General features: G+C 43.2%; 22 protein-coding genes and 3 pseudogenes. 18 read left to right on the plus strand and 7 right to left on the minus strand.

Going from position 1 to position 16,394, the window contains the following annotated elements; all coding sequences use genetic code 11:
* Positions 1-28 precede the first annotated feature (28 nt).
* Positions 29-880: pseudogene (locus tag REG_RS04910) on the plus strand (tyrosine-type recombinase/integrase); the annotation flags it as partial.
* A 210-nt stretch (positions 881-1,090) separates the two neighbouring features.
* Positions 1,091-1,288, plus strand: coding sequence for a helix-turn-helix transcriptional regulator (locus tag REG_RS04915; protein WP_039907408.1), 198 nt, complete (start codon positions 1,091-1,093; stop codon positions 1,286-1,288).
* Positions 1,289-1,319: 31 nt separating this feature from the next.
* On the opposite strand, the gene REG_RS04920 is transcribed toward REG_RS04915, so the two are convergent.
* Both REG_RS04920 and REG_RS04925 read right to left on the minus strand, forming a co-directional pair.
* A complete protein-coding gene (locus REG_RS04920) occupies positions 1,320-1,505 on the minus strand; it encodes a hypothetical protein (RefSeq protein ID WP_039907410.1) in 186 nt (61 codons plus the stop codon).
* 6 nt (positions 1,506-1,511) lie between these two features.
* Positions 1,512-1,700, minus strand: a complete 189-nt coding sequence (locus REG_RS04925) for a YlcI/YnfO family protein (RefSeq protein ID WP_039907412.1) — start codon at positions 1,698-1,700, stop codon at positions 1,512-1,514.
* A gap of 192 nt (positions 1,701-1,892) precedes the next feature.
* On the opposite strand from REG_RS04925, the gene REG_RS11160 reads away from it, so the two are divergent.
* The 9 genes from REG_RS11160 to pfkA all read left to right on the plus strand — a co-directional run bounded on the left by REG_RS11160 (position 1,893) and on the right by pfkA (position 6,467).
* Entirely contained in the window at positions 1,893-2,081 is a 189-nt protein-coding gene (locus REG_RS11160) for a host cell division inhibitor Icd-like protein (RefSeq protein ID WP_071985172.1), read from the plus strand.
* A complete protein-coding gene (locus REG_RS13205; protein WP_176487132.1) occupies positions 2,065-2,241 on the plus strand; it encodes a hypothetical protein in 177 nt (58 codons plus the stop codon). The genes REG_RS11160 and REG_RS13205 overlap by 17 nt, the downstream gene beginning before the upstream one ends.
* On the plus strand, positions 2,238-2,456 hold the full coding sequence (locus REG_RS11165; protein WP_071985173.1) for a primase-helicase zinc-binding domain-containing protein: 219 nt from the start codon (positions 2,238-2,240) through the stop codon (positions 2,454-2,456). Before REG_RS13205 ends, REG_RS11165 begins: the two co-directional genes overlap by 4 nt.
* Positions 2,457-2,475: 19 nt before the next feature.
* The gene (locus tag REG_RS04935; protein ID WP_071985174.1) at positions 2,476-2,907 is read left to right on the plus strand and encodes a primase-like DNA-binding domain-containing protein; all 432 of its coding nucleotides are present in this window, start codon (positions 2,476-2,478) and stop codon (positions 2,905-2,907) included.
* Between the two features lie 538 nt (positions 2,908-3,445).
* Positions 3,446-3,817 (plus strand): type II toxin-antitoxin system RelE/ParE family toxin, encoded by a 372-nt coding sequence (locus REG_RS04940; RefSeq protein ID WP_006704708.1) that lies wholly within the window; start codon positions 3,446-3,448, stop codon positions 3,815-3,817.
* On the plus strand, positions 3,814-4,113 hold the full coding sequence (locus tag REG_RS04945) for a helix-turn-helix domain-containing protein (RefSeq protein WP_006704709.1): 300 nt from the start codon (positions 3,814-3,816) through the stop codon (positions 4,111-4,113). Before REG_RS04940 ends, REG_RS04945 begins: the two co-directional genes overlap by 4 nt.
* A 173-nt stretch (positions 4,114-4,286) precedes the next feature.
* The gene (locus REG_RS04950; protein WP_006704710.1) at positions 4,287-4,781 is read left to right on the plus strand and encodes a GNAT family N-acetyltransferase; all 495 of its coding nucleotides are present in this window, start codon (positions 4,287-4,289) and stop codon (positions 4,779-4,781) included.
* A 516-nt stretch (positions 4,782-5,297) separates the two neighbouring features.
* On the plus strand, positions 5,298-5,456 hold the full coding sequence (locus REG_RS13210; RefSeq protein ID WP_176603439.1) for a hypothetical protein: 159 nt from the start codon (positions 5,298-5,300) through the stop codon (positions 5,454-5,456).
* A 27-nt stretch (positions 5,457-5,483) separates the two neighbouring features.
* Positions 5,484-6,467: a 6-phosphofructokinase gene (gene pfkA, locus REG_RS04955; protein ID WP_006704711.1), complete on the plus strand. Its 984-nt coding sequence runs from the start codon at positions 5,484-5,486 to the stop codon at positions 6,465-6,467.
* 45 nt (positions 6,468-6,512) lie between these two features.
* On the opposite strand, the gene hda is transcribed toward pfkA, so the two are convergent.
* Positions 6,513-7,220 carry a DnaA inactivator Hda gene (gene hda / locus REG_RS04960; protein WP_039907499.1) on the minus strand — a complete coding sequence of 236 codons (708 nt, stop codon included), beginning with the start codon at positions 7,218-7,220 and terminating at the stop codon, positions 6,513-6,515.
* Positions 7,221-7,617: 397 nt separating this feature from the next.
* Between hda and REG_RS13215 the strand changes: the two genes are divergently transcribed.
* The 5 genes from REG_RS13215 (at position 7,618) to pssA (ending at position 11,799) form a co-directional block, all read left to right on the plus strand.
* Positions 7,618-7,776 (plus strand): hypothetical protein, encoded by a 159-nt coding sequence (locus REG_RS13215; protein WP_176603440.1) that lies wholly within the window; start codon positions 7,618-7,620, stop codon positions 7,774-7,776.
* Between the two features lie 19 nt (positions 7,777-7,795).
* On the plus strand, positions 7,796-8,854 hold the full coding sequence (gene purM, locus REG_RS04965; RefSeq protein WP_039907419.1) for a phosphoribosylformylglycinamidine cyclo-ligase: 1,059 nt from the start codon (positions 7,796-7,798) through the stop codon (positions 8,852-8,854).
* Between the two features lie 16 nt (positions 8,855-8,870).
* Positions 8,871-9,527 (plus strand): phosphoribosylglycinamide formyltransferase, encoded by a 657-nt coding sequence (purN, locus tag REG_RS04970; RefSeq protein ID WP_039907501.1) that lies wholly within the window; start codon positions 8,871-8,873, stop codon positions 9,525-9,527.
* A gap of 154 nt (positions 9,528-9,681) precedes the next feature.
* On the plus strand, positions 9,682-10,272 hold the full coding sequence (speG, locus tag REG_RS04975) for a spermidine N1-acetyltransferase (protein WP_006704715.1): 591 nt from the start codon (positions 9,682-9,684) through the stop codon (positions 10,270-10,272).
* A gap of 171 nt (positions 10,273-10,443) precedes the next feature.
* The gene (gene pssA, locus REG_RS04980) at positions 10,444-11,799 is read left to right on the plus strand and encodes a CDP-diacylglycerol--serine O-phosphatidyltransferase (protein WP_039907420.1); all 1,356 of its coding nucleotides are present in this window, start codon (positions 10,444-10,446) and stop codon (positions 11,797-11,799) included.
* Between the two features lie 148 nt (positions 11,800-11,947).
* On the opposite strand, the pseudogene REG_RS04985 reads toward pssA, so the two are convergent.
* A pseudogene (locus tag REG_RS04985) lies at positions 11,948-12,115 on the minus strand (transposase); the annotation flags it as partial.
* Positions 12,116-12,272: 157 nt separating this feature from the next.
* On the opposite strand from REG_RS04985, the gene REG_RS12020 reads away from it, so the two are divergent.
* Positions 12,273-12,566 (plus strand): hypothetical protein, encoded by a 294-nt coding sequence (locus REG_RS12020; RefSeq protein WP_006704759.1) that lies wholly within the window; start codon positions 12,273-12,275, stop codon positions 12,564-12,566.
* Positions 12,567-12,786: 220 nt separating this feature from the next.
* Complete coding sequence (locus REG_RS14785; RefSeq protein ID WP_455549905.1) at positions 12,787-13,119, plus strand: DDE-type integrase/transposase/recombinase; 333 nt, start codon at positions 12,787-12,789, stop codon at positions 13,117-13,119.
* Here the strand turns inward: REG_RS14785 and REG_RS14790 are convergent.
* The 3 genes and pseudogenes from REG_RS14790 to REG_RS10720 all read right to left on the minus strand — a co-directional run.
* Positions 13,068-13,223: pseudogene (locus REG_RS14790) on the minus strand (transposase); the annotation flags it as partial. The gene REG_RS14785 and the pseudogene REG_RS14790 sit on opposite strands and share 52 nt — an antisense overlap.
* A gap of 62 nt (positions 13,224-13,285) precedes the next feature.
* Positions 13,286-13,522, minus strand: a complete 237-nt coding sequence (locus REG_RS12670) for a hypothetical protein (protein ID WP_141553617.1) — start codon at positions 13,520-13,522, stop codon at positions 13,286-13,288.
* A 415-nt stretch (positions 13,523-13,937) separates the two neighbouring features.
* A complete protein-coding gene (locus tag REG_RS10720) occupies positions 13,938-16,370 on the minus strand; it encodes a hypothetical protein (protein WP_050749328.1) in 2,433 nt (810 codons plus the stop codon).
* Positions 16,371-16,394: the final 24 nt, after the last annotated feature.

Consider the following 16,394-nt stretch of genomic DNA (forward strand, 5'->3'; position numbering starts at 1 on the left):
GTGGTGGCCAAATTAACTATGCCACTACATATTAACACCGATAAAAGTGGTCGAACATTCAGGCCGATTAGAGGTTGCGGCACGCCTGCAACAACGCACTACCGCCATCATGCGTTACGCTGTTCAGAGTGGCATGATTGATTACAATCCGGCTCAGGATATGGCCGGCGCCATTGCTACCGGTAAATCTGTCCATCGCCCCGCGTTAGATTTTGCACGTATTCCTGAATTATTCGAACGAATAGAAAACTATAAAGGGCGTTTACTTACTCAATTAGCCGTAAAATTGACGTTACTGGTTTTTATTCGTTCCAGCGAACTTAGGTTTGCTCGGTACAACGAAGTAGATTTCGAACGTGCGATCTGGACAATACCGGCAGAGAGGAAAGCACTTAAAGGCGTCAAATATTCATCTCGTGGTGCGAAAATGCGCACTCCTCACCTCGTCCCATTAAGTCGACAAGCCATTGCGGTTTTAGAGCAAATAAAAGCGATCAGTGGTGAACATGAACTCATCTTTATTGGTGATCATTATGCACATAAACCTATTAGTGAAAACACGGTCAATAAAGCCCTTAGGATCATGGGTTATGACACAAAAACAGAAATCTGTGGCCACGGTTTTCGCGCGATGGCGTGCGGGGCGCTTATTGAATCGGCACTGTGGTCAAGGGATGCGGTCGAACGCCAAATGAGCCATCAAGAAAGAAATAATGTCAGAGCTGCCTATATTCATAAAGCGGAGCATCTAGAGGAAAGACGTTTAATGGTGCAATGGTGGGCAGATTATCTGGATGCGAATAGAGACTGCGCCATCACCCCCTATGAATTTGCACGGACGAAAAATGTGATGCAAAGTCCATTTAGCCAGTCAGCTTAGGGCTGGGTCGGTAGACGGTGCTAGACTAAAATAGGCATTAAAAGAACAAGTTATGGATAGTAAATTGAAATCATTGATGAAAAATCGAGAGCTTTTTTGATAAATAACTTACCGTAGTTAGGGAAAGTAAGACCGTAACTGCGGTGACTCACTGAACATAATCTCTTTTAATACCCCCATAGAACTTAAACAACTATGGGAGTGATATTAATGCAGCAAACACTTATCCGTTTACCCGAAGTCCAGCGCCGTACTGGTTACAGTAAGGCATGGATTTACCGTCTTATCAGTCAACATCGTTTTCCTGTGCCGGTAAAGATTGGCACGTGCGCTATCACTTTTATCGAAAGTGAAGTGGATGCATGGATTAATCAACGCATTATAGAATCACGTGGGGAGGTGGCGTGATGAGGAGATATGCTGTTGAAAGCTCGATGAACTACACAAAGTGGATTTCCAGCTGTACTTGCGTCAGTCCAGCGTTATGCCGAGCAGCAAGGATCTCATCAAGTAAAGCGAACTCTCCACATTCAAGGCGCTCGTGTTCTGCATACACTGCCGGATCAGTGAGCATTTTTGCAATTAATTCATCATGTGTCATTTTGGCTGGAGAGCGTTTAGCCATAGAGAATCAACCTTTTGATTCATCTGGTTTAGTTTTCTCTCTTTGGCGGCGTTTTATCTCGCCCTGTAGCGCAGTTACTACAAATTGTGAGGTGCTTTCTCCTTCATTTTTAGCTAATTCAACATTAGCGATAATTTCATGTGAAACTCTTGCATGTATCTTTTGTGACTTAGCGTTAACGCTACCTGTTGCCATTACTGAATTCTCCATTGAGCAGTGGAACACAGAATACACAAAAAATAATTTAATAAAAAGGTTGAAGTGGAACACATATGATGGTTGTAGTGTGTTCCACCTTGAAGCATTTGATGCTCAAGAAACAACGAAGCCTCGGAGTGGTGGAACACATCCAAGGCTTCTAACCACTTCGTTAGAAGGACTAACGCTATGGCTACGTCAAAGTGTACCTATATCTTTGCGGCGATCAACCGCAGTCAGAAAAAAATTAAGCCTATCATGCTGTACGCTACGGCAATTGATGAAAAATCAGCCCGTCAGCGCTACGTTGCCGATTATATTCTTTTGTTTGCCGGTCGCCTTCCTGCTCTGGGAGGATGCCATGTCCACACGCATTGATAAAACCCCGATCACTGCTGAAGATTTAGCATTTCAGTGCTTAGCGCTGACTCATGCCGCTGTGTCTGTCATGGAAGCCGATGCCAGGGAAACACTGCTGTTTATTCTGCTGGAAAAAACTGAGGCACTTTATAGCATGCTGACAGAGGGGGCATTATGACAGCGAAGCCTGCCGACAGGCTAAAAGATAATTTTATTGATGAGGTACGAACACAGGCTAACGGTCATTGGGAGGCGATTTTGCGACAACTGGCGATCCCAACCCATCGGCAGGAAGGTCAATACCCAAACTGTGGGGGTAAAACCCGTTATCGTTTTGACGACAAGGAAGGCAGAGGCACTTATTTCTGTTCTCAATACCTTACTGTGCGATAAAATCGCCCGAGAATTACCGGTGATTATCCGCCACCTGCTGACCCGTTTTGTTGAGCCTGCCAAAGCCAAATGCTTATTGCTGGAGCAGCAAAAATCAGCCGAAGCGCTTAATGTCAAACGGAGTACTGATTCGCTGGTAGATTTTTGTGGCTATCTGTTAGCCTCGGTTGAAGCGGATGGGATGTTGGTAGGTAATGCGGAGATTATCCCATTTAACCCGCGTAAGTATCTGTATCACGCTTATCTTGCGTACATGAGAGGTAACAATCTGGCGAAACCGGTATCAGTAACACGTTTTGGCAGTGATATGCCGGGCTCCTTAGCGGAATTTGGCTTACAGTATCTACGTAAGAAAAGCAGGCAGGGGATCCGTAGCAACCTGAATTTGAATGTAGACAGTGCGGATGAATGGCTACCCCGAGCGACAGGCACCGCTGATTTAAACCACTAATCCGGTGGTGATAGGGGGGTACTAAAAATAATAGGAAAAAGTGTTCACCCCTGTTCACACTATGCTAAAAGCCTTGCTATATAAGGATTAATAGGGTGAACAGTTATTTTTTAAGTGTTCACAAGTATTCACACTGTTCACCTTTCTTCCCTGGTTTGGTGTGAACACAGGGTGAAGAGTGGTGATGAGTTGGCTTTCATTTGTTCACCCTTTATCTCATTGAAAATAAAAGTAAAAAATCAAGTGTGAACAGTTTTACCCCTAAACTTTTATCAGGGGGGGGTAGTGCATTATGGCTTGGATAAAAACGCAAAATGATAGCTAAAAATCCCACCTACCTTGTCATGGTACAGAAGAGGTGAAGAGATTATTCTTTTGGCGGGTAGAAAAATGTGCGCAGTGCGTGGCGCACCTCCTGTGCGCAAAATACCAGTGCGCATAGACGATGATATTATTGAACCCACCATTTCTGATCACATCACTTAAACGCTTGCCAATATAATGCATAGCTTATATAACTAAATATAAGCTATAACTTATGCATGATAGGAGTCCGGTTGTGTGGACTGTGATTTTCACCTCTCGGTTTGATCTATGGTTACTTGAACAAGACGAGAGTACACAAGAAAAGGTACTGGCTGACTTAAGTAACCTTGAAACCTATTGTCCCAGGTTGTCTCGTCCTTATGCTGATACAGTAAAAAACTCTAAACACCAAAACATGAAAGAGCTACGTATACAGCATTTAGGGCGCCCTATACGTGCATTTTTTGCTTTTGATCCAAAACGACAAGCCATTGTGCTATGTGCTGGAGACAAAAGTAACGACAAACGCTTTTACGGTATGATGATCCGTATAGCAGATGAAGAATTTACCGCGCATTTAACCGCGCTGGAGGAGGAAAAATGAGAACATTACGTGATGCTTTAGCTGTCCGTTCGCCTGAAAGTCAAGCTCGCATTAAAGAAATTGCTGATGAAATGATCCTGGAAACCGGTTTACAGTTGATGCGCGAAGAATTACAGCTATCACAAAAAAGCTTGGCAAAAGCAATGGGAGTAAGCCAACCTGCAATCACTCAAATTGAACAACGTGGTAATGATGTAAAGTTGGCAACCTTGAAACGGTATATCGAAGCTATGGGAGGCAAGTTAAGTCTTACCGTTGAATTATCTACCGGTGGCGGAAGAGTTTTTCATATTTAATTCGGCCAAGAGATCAAATTTCAACCTTATATCTGAAGAGGCGGCTTTTATCGTTAAGTAGCACCACCGAGGGTGCAAACATCAGTATAGCCTCCAAAACAGGAAACAAGAAAAATGATACTTTCAAAAAAAAATTTCCTAAAACTGTAGAGACTAAAAGATTTGTCGGGTCTGTGCCTACCCTAAGTGATTTAGATGAATATTATTCTATGTTTCAAAACAAACAATTCATTGCTTGCTATGGGGTAGCTTTTAGCAAAGAAAAAATAAATGAATTGGTAGTGTCTAATGTAAATCACTGGAAACAAAATGATTTTGGCATGTGGACATGGCGTGATAAAGAATCTCACCATTTCATCGGGCGTGTGGGATTAAAATCGATAACTATTGAAGAAAAAAATGAAGTTGAGTTGGCTTATGCTCTAAAACCGGAATATTGGGGAAAAAGCGTGGCTATCGAAATGTCTTTAATGGCTATTGAGTTAGCGTTTAATACGCTTTCTTTGCCGTCGCTGATCTGTTTTACCCGAGCTCAAAACTATCAATCTTTGCGTGTCATGCAAAAACTTGATTTTCATTATGAAAAAGATTTTATGTATTTAGGTTTTTTACAAAAACTATATCGATTGGCAAATTTTAGCCTAAATACTCATATAGATCATAAATGAGAGAAAAAATGGGTATGCAGATAAGTTCGCATCATAAGTTCGCGCAGACATAGGTATGATTTGGCATATCTTCAGATTTTCTCAGATAAAAACACACAGAATGGACTATGTCATAATCAGACGGAATTTAAGGCATTTTATGTTTGCTAAAACTCAAAGGTGAGCTTACCAGGATTCTGGTTAGTTGCAGTCAATGGTAATTGGCGAATCATTTTTTGTCTTGACGGATGTCATGTTGAGCTTGTTGACTATCTTGATTATCACTGAAGAGAGGTTTCCTATGAGAATGTATAATACAACCTGACCTCTTTTATTAAAGAGTACTTTGATGATTTGAGGGTACAAATGCGGGTACAAATTTATATAACAAAAATAAATCACTTAATTATCATATAAGATATAATTGATGTTCGATTCCGAGTCTGCCAATTTATATTTATCGCTTTTAGCTCTATCCTTTTAGGAGACCTTTAAATTTAATCCAAATTTATCTTAAAATGCCAGGTAACATATAATATGCCTGGCTACATGGAGCATATATATAATGCTGATGGCGATGCTGGGGCTGATGTTGATGCTGATAATACTGGGGCTGACCACATGGAGCACATACATAATACTGATATGGGTAATGCTGTTGCTAATCATATGAGCTGCATGAATGATATTGAGTAGAAATTTTTATATCTTATAGAGGCGGTTATGGTCAAAAAAATTGGCGTATTAACAAGTGGTGGGGATGCGCCAGGAATGAATGCTGCCATCCGGGGAGTGGTACGTACTGCTCTGGCAGCAGGAAAAGAAGTGTATGGTATTTATGATGGGTATAAAGGTTTATATGAAAAGCGCGGCAAAGAATTAGATCGCTATAGTGTTTCAGATATGATTAATCGAGGCGGCACTTTTCTCGGCTCAGCCCGATTTCCTGAGTTTGAGGATAAAAACATACGAAAACAGGCCATTGATAATATGGATGCTCTCGGCATTGATGGTTTGGTGGTCATTGGTGGCGATGGCTCTTATGCCGGAGCAGATCTATTAACAAAAGAGAGTGGGATCATCCCTTGCATTGGTTTACCAGGTACCATTGATAATGATGTGGCAGGCACCGATTATACGATAGGTTTTTTCACTGCGTTAGAAACGGTGGTGGAAGCTATTGACCGCTTACGAGATACTTCTTCCTCGCACCAACGTATCTCACTGGTTGAAGTCATGGGGCGACATTGTGGTGATCTAACACTCGCCGCCGCTATTGCCGGAGGCTGTGAGTTTATTATAGTACCCGAAGTCGAATTCAAACGAGAAGATCTCTTATCTGAAATCAAAGCAGGCATTAAAAAAGGTAAGAGACATACCATTGTCGCCATTACTGAACATGTGTGTGATATTAATAAATTGGCGCAATATATCGAAGAAAAAACGAAAAGAGAAACCAGGCCGACAGTATTAGGTCATATTCAACGCGGCGGAGCACCGGTAGCCCATGATCGTATTTTAGCTTCACGCATGGGAGCTCATGCCGTTGAATTATTAATAAATAATAGCGCTTGTGCTGAAGCACGTTGTGTCGGCATACAAAATGACAAAATGGTTAATGAATTAATTTCTATTTGTATCAATGCTGAAAATAGGGAAAGAAAATTCAAACAAGACTGGTTAGACACGGCACGGAAACTGTTTTAGCAGGATGATGAGATGAATAAGTTTTGCAAAAAGTTTTCTATTTTATTACAACCCGAGGATCTCTTTAACAAAAGGAATGGTTAATTTACGTTGAGCGGTGATCGAGGCACGGTCAAGCTGATCAAGCGTCATAAATAGTGTACGCATTTTTCGATCAAGACGTTTTAACATAAAACGTCCTACATCTTCTGGCAGTTCAAAAGCGCGTAATTTCGCTCGTAGCTGCAATGCTTGCAATTTTTCATCATCGGAGAGCGGCTGTAATTTATAAATTTGTCCCCAATCTAGACGAGAGGCTAGATCCGGTAAATGTAAATTTAGCTGCCGGGGGGGACGATCACCGGTAATCAACAGTCGAGTATGGCCGGTTTCCTGGATACGGTTATAAAGATTAAATATCGCCATTTCCCATTGTGGGATCCCGGCGACACACTCGATATTATCGATACATACTAAAGCCAACTGCTCCATGCCATCCAATACCTCTTCGACAAAATAGGCACGCTTCTCCAATGGAACATAACCCACTGCTTCACCTCGTTGCGAAAATTCAGTACAGGCCGCGTGTAGCAAATGACTGCGCCCCCCTCCCTCCCCTGACCAAAAATAAATATAGCTACCATGAGAGTGGTGGATAACTGACTGGATTGCAGCTAACACGGATGCATTTTCACCGGGATAGAAGCTGGCAAAGGTTTCATCATCAGGCAAATAAAGTGGCAGTGAAAGCTGTGCTGGGCTATTCAAAAACACCTCAATCAAAATCAAAACAGAGCCAAAATAGGCTAAAAAACCCTGCAACTTTAACATAAAATTTTTACGATAACAGAATAGACTTCTTCGGAAACCTACTGCGTGACGCGAATCCTGCGTTGCCCGGTGCGCGCAATCCTCATGTACTTCATGTTAACGAAGGTTGCTGTGCGCCGGGCGCCTTGACTCCGCATAACGAACTACGGTTTCCAAAGAGGTCTAATATTAACTTTTACCCGCGCTAGAGCGAATTGATGTCAGCAAGTTATCCGCAAATCTTTGGTAAAGTGTCACTTGCACTGTTAGAATTCAACAGTTTTTAAAAACATGGTTACGCAGCGCAAAAGTACAGTTTACATAGCGTAAATAAGCATTTTGGGCTCGTTTTTGACGAAGTATGCCTTTCGTCTTTGAAGTTGCTTTTGGCTGCCAGGGCGACCGACCGATGAGCGTAGATAGACTGAGTGATTCGGCGAATACCCGCAGCCAACAACGCGGCGGCTTCAAAGGCGAAGGGCATATCAACGAGCACAAGAGATTTCGAAATAATAACTAACCGTCCTGGGGATCTTGTAGTGACCAATAAAAACTCTCTCAACTATAAAGATGCCGGTGTGGATATCGATGCTGGCAACCAACTTGTTGATCAGATTAAAGATGTAGTAAAAGAAACGACACGTTCGGAAGTGATCGGTGGCTTAGGAGGCTTTGGTGCTTTGTGTGCTATACCGAAAAAATATAGTGAACCGATTTTAGTTTCCGCGACCGATGGTGTCGGGACTAAACTGCGTTTGGCGATGGATCTAAACCGTCACGATACTATCGGCATCGACCTGGTGGCAATGTGTGTTAATGATCTGGTGGTTCAAGGGGCAGAGCCGCTGTTTTTTCTTGATTATTTTGCCACCGGGAAACTCGATATCAATATTGCCAAAAATGTCATCACTGGTATTGCGGAAGGCTGTAAACAATCAGGCTGCGCACTGGTAGGGGGTGAAACCGCAGAAATGCCAGGGATGTATCAGGGGGAAGATTATGACGTGGCTGGTTTTTGCGTCGGTGTGGTTGAACGGAAAGCTATTATTGATGGTAGTAAAGTGGCAGCAGGTGATACCTTAATTGCGCTAGGTGCCTGTGGACCACATTCAAACGGCTATTCGCTGATCCGTAAAATTTTAGATAAAAATAAAACTGATCCACAGCAAACCTTGTTAAAAGAAAAATCGCTCGCCGATTGGCTATTAGAGCCGACTAAAATTTATGTTAAATCTATTCTCAAATTAATTGCCAATCCAAAAAAAATCAATATTCATGCCATCGCTCATCTTACCGGCGGGGGTTTTTGGGAAAATATTCCTCGTGTGCTGCCCGAAGGCACTCAAGCGGTTATTAAAGAAACGAGTTGGCAATGGCCTGAAATCTTTCGCTGGCTACAAAAGGAAGGTAATGTGAGCCGCCACGACATGTATCACACATTTAACTGTGGGGTGGGGATGGTCATTGCGCTACCCGCGTCGGAAGCCGACGACGCGATTACCTTACTGAATGCCGAAGGTGAAGAAGCCTGGAAAATTGGCAATATTGCGCCGCTACCTAAAGCTGAAGACGCCGAGCGAGTGATCATTAATCCGTAGCGGAAAAAAACAGATGATGAAAAAAATCGTGGTATTAATTTCAGGTCAGGGAAGCAACCTACAAGCACTGATTGACGCCCAGCAGGAGGGGCATATTAACGGTAAAATCAGTGCGGTTTTCAGTAATAAAGAGTTTGCATATGGGCTAGAGCGCGCGAGGAAAGCTAATATTCCTGCGCATTGGTTAGATGCTAAACATTACAGTGATCCAGCAAAGTTTGATCTAGCGTTGCAACAAGCCATCGACCACTATCAACCCGATTTATTGGTGCTGGCAGGTTATATGCGCATCCTTGGCTCGGTATTTGTGCAACACTATATCGGGCGATTACTCAATATTCACCCGTCGTTATTACCTAAATATAAAGGCCTGCATACTCACCGTCAGGTATTAGAGAGTGGTGATAAAGAACACGGCACCTCGGTACATTTTGTCACAGAAGAGCTCGATGGTGGCCCCATTATTTTGCAAGCAAAAGTACCGGTGTTCAAAGGTGACAGCGAAACTGATCTCATTCAGCGAGTGCAAGTTCAAGAACATAATATCTACCCACGGGTGGTCAACTGGTTTACTCAAGGGTGCCTCGTTATGCTTGATAACGCGGCTTGGCTTGATGCAAAGCCACTGCCGTTGCAAGGTCTACTCGATAACCATTATACCCACAGTCTTTGAAATTGCCGCTGCGTATAGCCAATGAATTTCAAGTTACAGCAAGGCGGCAATCAATCGAATCGGTACATGATAGAGGATGAGTGATCGCTGCCAACGCCGCCGTAACTTGAAAGGCGAAGGGTATAGACTCTTCATTCTGTTTTAAGGAACTCACATGCCTACGACAAGTAATATTAGGTTACGCCCATTAGAACGTGATGATTTGTTGTTCGTCCATCAATTAGATAATAATGCTAATGTGATGCGTTATTGGTTTGAAGAGCCTTATGAAGCTTTTGTTGAACTCTCCGATCTGTACGATAAACATATTCATGATCAGAGTGAACGCCGATTTATTATCGAAAAACAAGACAAAGATAGAGAAAAAGATAATTTAAGAGTAGGCTTGGTTGAACTCGCGGAAATTAATTATATTCATCGCCGGGCAGAGCTCCAGATTATTATTGCTCCCGCTTACCAGGGACAGGGTTTTGCCTGTAAAGCCGTAAGGCTGGCAATGACCTATGGCTTTTCAGTGCTTAATTTACATAAACTTTATCTTATTGTTGATAAAGAAAATAAGAAAGCCATTCATATTTATGAGAAACTAGGATTCAAAAAAGAGGCGGAGCTGGAGCAAGAGTTCTTTATTAATGGTGAATATCATAATGTCATCCGTATGTATATTTTCCAAAAAGATGCCCTTAGTCAAGATAAGATACTCAATACTGTTGCTACGAAATTAGCCTGTGATTTTACGAAATAATGCTATACCCAATGAATTTCGCGTTACGGCAACGCGACAACTTCAAAGACGAAGGGGATACAAGAGATTTCGAACAGACTCTAAGAGAGATAAGGACTAAAATTTTTCGCACATGGCTGATACGCATTGAACCATTTATGATTTATAACATAGAGAAAAAGACCTGCTGTGATGTTGTCAAAATTCAAACGTGCTAAATGCCTGCACCAGCTATGCTGCTTACCTAGGATCCCTCAGATAATCAATGATGTTCAAACATTGTATTGCCCTAAATCTTTCCGTTCTAAACTGTTAGAGTTAATTGCTCAAGCCACTCAATATATTTGCTTAGTCGCCCTGTATTTTGAAAAGGACGAAGCAGGTAAAAGCATACTCAATGCTTTATATCAAGCAAAAAAACAACGACCTGAATTAAAAATTTTTGTCTTGGTCGACTGGCATAGAGCACAGCGTAGTCGTATCGGCATGGCTGCGATCAATACTAACGCAGATTGGTACTGTGAGATGGCAGAACAAAATCTAGCGACTTCTGTTCCTATTTACGGTGTTGCGGTCAATACACGTGAGGCATTAGGGGTGCTGCATTTAAAAGGGAGCATCATCGACGATAATGTCATTTACAGTGGGGCGAGTATTAATGATATTTATCTCTATCAAAATGATAAATATCGCTATGATCGTTATCAAGTAATCAAAAATTCAATGCTAGCTAAAGTGATGCTGCGCTACATTGAGCAAGAAATTTTAAATTCGGGTGCTGTACAGCGCCTAGATCGTCGTGATCGCCCTAAGAATTCTGAAATTAAGCATGAAACTAAAAAATTCCGTGTTAAGTTGCGGGAGGCAAGTTACCAATATATCAATCAAGCCAATCACGATGAATTGGCAGTGACCCCCTTGGTGGGATTGGGGAAAAAAAACCCGTTAAACAAAACTATTAATGATCTCATCTGCTCCACACAACAACGGCTTATTATTTGTACTCCATATTTCAATTTACCTTCATTACTTGTGCGTAATATCACTACTTTATTGCGAGAAGGTAAACAGGTTGAAATTATTGTCGGCGATAAGACAGCCTGTGATTTTTATATCCCAGAAGATCAGCCGTTTAAAATTATTGGCATACTCCCCTATCTCTATGAAATCAACCTGCGACGCTTCTTGAAACATCTACAACGTTATATAGATAGCGGGCAACTGACTCTCCGATTATGGAAAGATGGCAATAATAGCTATCATCTAAAAGGTGTATGGGTGGACAATAAATGGCAACTGATAACCGGTAATAATTTGAATCCACGTGCTTGGCATCTGGATTTAGAAAACGCGATTCTTATTCATGATCCTAAACAGGAAATGCACGAACAACAAACGAAAGAATTGGCTTGTATTCGTCAATATACCCGGATCATCACCCACCATCTTGAGCTAGAAAACATTTCACAATATCCAGTTAAAGTACATAAAATGATCCGCCGTATGCGTAGGATCCGGATCGATCGCTTAATTAATCGTATCCTTTAATATTTCGGTTATTTCTCCAACGTCTTTTATTGGTTCAAAAAAGAAACTTATTCTATGGAAACCCTGAAAAACCGATAATGAATGCTATATTTTGAGCTAATAGCGTTAATTATTAACGTCATATGGCTTAGGCGGTATCAAGGGTCAATTAGGGGCGACAAAACAAAATTTTTCTAGCGAGAAAGAGATTGGTCAAAGCAAATAAGCTGAATAATTGCGCAGTATTTTTAGCTAAGCCCTTGTAGCGCACTTTTCTAAAGTTGAACTGACATTTTAACACCCGAAAGGGATGTTCAACCTTAGCCCGGATTTTCGCGTTGAGACTTTGCTGATGCCGATGTTTTTCCCATACCTGCTGCCCCTGCCCCGGCAACCTGCCCCGGCAAGGCCAATACCCTCCGTCGCCCCCAGTGTCAGTCTAGTTGTCGCCTCTAATTTTCGTTAATGGGAACTAATAAAGAGGCGATATAATCATGGAAAAACCGACGTATTCGGAAGAGTTTAAAGAGCAGGCGCTGTGTAAGGTTTATCATCGGAATGGGCGTACAATGAAAGCCATTGCGGATGAACTTAACGTGCCGCCGAGGAAGCTAAGAAGTTGTTTAGCAGAAAGTGAACTCGCCTCTTGGTGCAGGGGGCAGGGTATTTTTGTTCATCACCTGAAGCAATGGCGCGCGGATTTTTGTGACCCGAAGCGAACACAACGCAGTAAGAGGAAAAATGATTATTCCCGAACAGCGCCAGTCTATTATGATGTGGATTACTGAATCAACGCAGGCCGGAGCGCGGCAACAACAGGCTTGTCTCCTGATTGGGCTAAGCACGCGAACCCTACAGCGCTGGCAGAAAGCTATCGAGCAAGTGGATGGCCGAACGCGCCGAACAGCGCCGCCGCCCCACAAACTCTCACCCTGTGAGCGGGCTAAGCTACTGGAAATAACCTCTTCGGCCAAATTTGCTCATTTACCCCCGAGTCAAATTGTGCCGATGTTGGCTGATGAAGGGCTCTATTTCGCCTCCGAATCCACTTTTTATCGCGTATTGCGGGACGCCAGGCAACTGAAGCATCGACGAGCAGAACGCCCGGCAAAACCACGTTTTAAGCCTCGGGCACTCTGTGCCACCGCGCCCAACCAGCTCTACAGTTGGGATATCACTTATCTCCCCAGCCGTATTAAAGGCCAGTATTTTTACCTCTACCTTTTCCTCGATATTTTTAGCCGTAAGATTGTCGGTTGGCAGGTATATGCTGAAGAAAGTGCCCAACATACCAGCCCCGTCTGTGCATCCACGCCAATATGCGCTTTCATGCCACAGTAGCACTGATTGCCTTTACGGGTGGCTTTCATGTCTGGGTCACGAGTATTTTGCCGGTTTTTAGTTGAACTGGGCGCATGAATAATCGTAGCATCGACAATGCTACCCCGTTTGATAAATAGCTGAAGCGAAGCTAAATGCGTATTAACTTCTTCAAACAGCGTTTCGCTTAAATGATGTTTTTCCAGCCAATGACGAAAATGCAGGAGAGTGGGATCGGAGGGAATGGCATCGACACATACCCCAGCAAATTGACGTAATAAGGGGATGTCGTATAACGCTTCTTACATCGATAAAGCAGCATCACTTCTAACGGTTTCGCCGGCCTGCCGCCTTTAGGGCTTGCCTTCGGGTAATGACGACTGAGTTTGGCTAGAATTTTTTCCCAGGGAACTATCCTATTCATTTGCGCTAAAAAGTTGGCTCGTCTCGTCGATTTCGTTTTCATTTCACTATTAACCTAAAAAAATTATTAATGACAGAATAGACTACTTTTATCTGTTCTTCAGGGTTTCCATAAGATTTAATCTGATTGCAGCAATTTATAATATGAAAATTAGATAAATGATAGTTTCCGAAGAGCTCTAATGGCTCAAGAGCCTAGAAAATGATACCGCTAGGGCACCCCATATGGCGCATTATGATTTTACATGGATGTGGCAGGAACTGGGCATAGCGTGTGCAAAATAATGAAAATGAACAATTGAAGCCGAATGAATATTGCCATTGGGTTTTCCCACCTATCAAGTCCAAACTGGCAATAACTGATATTTTAGATTTTTGCGTAAGGGCGCAAGTTCCGGCGCGCTAGGCTTTTCATGCTATTTTCCCACGATATTTTTAAAGATAATCGTTGCCGAGTCAGGATCGATTTTACTACGTAAAATACGTATCACTTCCTCGCCCTGCTGTTCCTGTGTGATCTGCATGCTTAATCCCGTACGGCGCTGTTCTCTGGTTTTGAGATGCGCCGCCGAGAAATTTTCAAACGGATCATTGGCCTGTTTATAGTGAAAATGCGCGTACCACAGGGGTTGCCTGGTCGTTTTGTCTTTTATTTCATACTCCTGCAGCCAATCCTGACTGTTTTTGGCGCCCAGTTTTTTTCGTTCACCCATTTTTTCTATCGATACCTCTTCTTGCTCCAGTAAATATTTCAGGCGATTAATACGCGGATCCTGCTGCTTGCTCATTCTGAGGCGGAGAGTACGTCCTTTATCAATCAGATCTGTTGCCTTGCTTTCAAGATCGGTCGCCATTTTTGTTGCAGCGTCGTTTTCTGAACCACCGGACAGAGCCTGACGTAGCTCTGTAGCGCGCTGTTGCATACGCTTGGCCTGATGGCAAAGAATTTCTTCTACCTCGCTGGGTATCATCGCCTGAGTCCTGGACTGATATTCGGCATTTTTGATAAAACGTTTGGTACTTGCCAGCATGTCGTTTGCATCTTTCATTAATGATTTTAAGGTCTGGGCTGGCAGGGGAATTTTTCTGAACCTGGATGCGGTCGGTGCCCATTGATTTGGTAAAATCTCTTGAAATTCTCCGGAAATTTCCTGTGAATTTGGATCAATGACTTCCATGATACGTGGCTGACTGGTATGGCTGCGCGGTCTTTCCTTACCAATCAACAGACCTTTTTTGGTACGAAAGATCCTCTTTACTGTAGCCGCATCCTGGCTAGAGCGAGGTGTCAAGGGCTGTTCAGGTGCCGATTGATGGGCGAGTGTGGCCAACATTTCCTCAGCGGATTTTTTGCTATCGCTGATCCGCTCCAGCAGGCGATCTACGTACTCCTTACTCACCCAGGAAACAAAAATCTGCTGGAGGGTCTGATAATTCATTTCACTTTTTTCATACTGCTGGATAATGCTGTGCAACAGGGATTCACGCTCAGCAAGCGAAAATAATGACGGATTGTCTATTAACTCCAGGTACGTACACACGGTGTGTTTGACCGATGCGGACATCTCGTGAAGATCGTTAGATAAATTAACATAGCCAACAGTACTATCAGCGCTGATTTCGTGTTGCAGTGGGATCATGGATGCTAACAAGGGGATCTGACGGGTTTTCGTCGCAAGGGATGATCCACTGCTATCTTTCATCACGCGATTGAAGACCTCTTCACCTTGCCGAGAGAAAGTTTTTAATTTGGCTAGATAGCTTTCTTCGGCAATTTGTTGCGCTAATACTTTGTCGGAGACATCAAGCACCCTTTTCAGGGCATTGCGACATTCTGCTAGATCAAACTGGGTTAGGCCACTGATATAATCAGCGAGTGCCTGTTCGTATTTGCCAGAAGAAGCCTTCGTCAGATTATCCAAATCTCCCCAATACAATACCTTGCGTCTTCTGATATTAATAATAATCTCTTCTACTATCAAGGAGGCCATATCGTTGAATCTACTGGTATCAGCCATGGTGAACAATTTTTCTAATGTCTCAACTTCCTCCTGATAAAAACGGATACGCTCGTCAATGGCTTTCTCGAAATCAGCACGGTAGGTTGCCGGGTCTTGTTTATGAAGTTTCCAGATATCTGTCATTGACTCGGTCATTTCCGGTTCCTTACTGAGAAACAACTGGTGTTTTGCATTAAGCTCTTTTCTTTCTGCAGCAAGTGATGCTAACGTTTTTTTTGGTCCGCCCCCTTTCAAGCCTAGTCGCTGCCATTCTCCCTCTTCCAGCACAGCAAATTGATTGGCAGAGGTCAATTGCGTCGGCTGGGTCGGGTTGATGCGATACAATTCATAGTGCCCCATGATGTTGGGTTTTTTCCAAGCGTAAAAGGTTTCACCATCGAGTTCGAGCGGCTGCATATCCCGCGCGGGAAACGGCAGGTAACGGTTAAATCGGGTTTGTGGCAACTCCAGAATGCCGGCAGCACGCGTCGGTAGCAGGGAGGTGTCGGCAGGGAAATAGGCTTTCCGCGCCGATAAATAACCGTCAATCACCGCGCTACCGCCGTCAGTGTTATCACTGTAGCGAGTAAACTGTAGCAGTTGGCCATTTTGTAGGCTATTGGCGTCAGTGATGGGGGCACCGTAGAAAATCAGCGGATCCGCTTCCAGTACCAGTATTTTGCCGGTGGCTTGCGGATTATCCATAATAATCGCCCGCAGCGTGCGTTTATCGGCCACGCCCTCATTAATGCCATCCAGCTCAATCACACAGGTACCGGTATCAAGCACTTCATCAGTGAAAGCCTGGGGTTTACCAAACAGTGGGTCGATTTTTACCCGTGCGCTCACGGTGTTTTGATAAACGCAGTACGC

Origin of the sequence: Candidatus Regiella insecticola LSR1 (genome assembly GCF_000143625.1) — a bacterium.
GTDB lineage: Bacteria > Pseudomonadota > Gammaproteobacteria > Enterobacterales > Enterobacteriaceae > Regiella > Regiella insecticola.

Bases quoted from the DNA above. Each gene is read 5' to 3' on its own strand.
- REG_RS14785 (WP_455549905.1), top strand. From the start codon at position 12,787: ATGTTGGCTGATGAAGGGCTCTATTTCGCCTCCGAATCCACTTTTTAT.
- speG (WP_006704715.1), top strand. From the start codon at position 9,682: ATGCCTACGACAAGTAATATTAGGTTACGCCCATTAGAACGTGATGAT.
- REG_RS12670 (WP_141553617.1), bottom strand. From the start codon at position 13,522: ATGAATAGGATAGTTCCCTGGGAAAAAATTCTAGCCAAACTCAGTCGT.
- REG_RS13210 (WP_176603439.1), top strand. From the start codon at position 5,298: ATGCCTGGCTACATGGAGCATATATATAATGCTGATGGCGATGCTGGG.
- purN (WP_039907501.1), top strand. From the start codon at position 8,871: ATGAAAAAAATCGTGGTATTAATTTCAGGTCAGGGAAGCAACCTACAA.
- pfkA (WP_006704711.1), top strand. From the start codon at position 5,484: ATGGTCAAAAAAATTGGCGTATTAACAAGTGGTGGGGATGCGCCAGGA.
- REG_RS04920 (WP_039907410.1), bottom strand. From the start codon at position 1,505: ATGGCTAAACGCTCTCCAGCCAAAATGACACATGATGAATTAATTGCA.
- REG_RS13205 (WP_176487132.1), top strand. From the start codon at position 2,065: ATGTCCACACGCATTGATAAAACCCCGATCACTGCTGAAGATTTAGCA.
- pssA (WP_039907420.1), top strand. From the start codon at position 10,444: ATGTTGTCAAAATTCAAACGTGCTAAATGCCTGCACCAGCTATGCTGC.
- REG_RS12020 (WP_006704759.1), top strand. From the start codon at position 12,273: ATGGAAAAACCGACGTATTCGGAAGAGTTTAAAGAGCAGGCGCTGTGT.
- REG_RS04915 (WP_039907408.1), top strand. From the start codon at position 1,091: ATGCAGCAAACACTTATCCGTTTACCCGAAGTCCAGCGCCGTACTGGT.
- REG_RS04940 (WP_006704708.1), top strand. From the start codon at position 3,446: ATGCATGATAGGAGTCCGGTTGTGTGGACTGTGATTTTCACCTCTCGG.
- REG_RS13215 (WP_176603440.1), top strand. From the start codon at position 7,618: ATGCCTTTCGTCTTTGAAGTTGCTTTTGGCTGCCAGGGCGACCGACCG.
- REG_RS04945 (WP_006704709.1), top strand. From the start codon at position 3,814: ATGAGAACATTACGTGATGCTTTAGCTGTCCGTTCGCCTGAAAGTCAA.
- REG_RS04925 (WP_039907412.1), bottom strand. From the start codon at position 1,700: ATGGCAACAGGTAGCGTTAACGCTAAGTCACAAAAGATACATGCAAGA.
- REG_RS11165 (WP_071985173.1), top strand. From the start codon at position 2,238: ATGACAGCGAAGCCTGCCGACAGGCTAAAAGATAATTTTATTGATGAG.
- REG_RS11160 (WP_071985172.1), top strand. From the start codon at position 1,893: ATGGCTACGTCAAAGTGTACCTATATCTTTGCGGCGATCAACCGCAGT.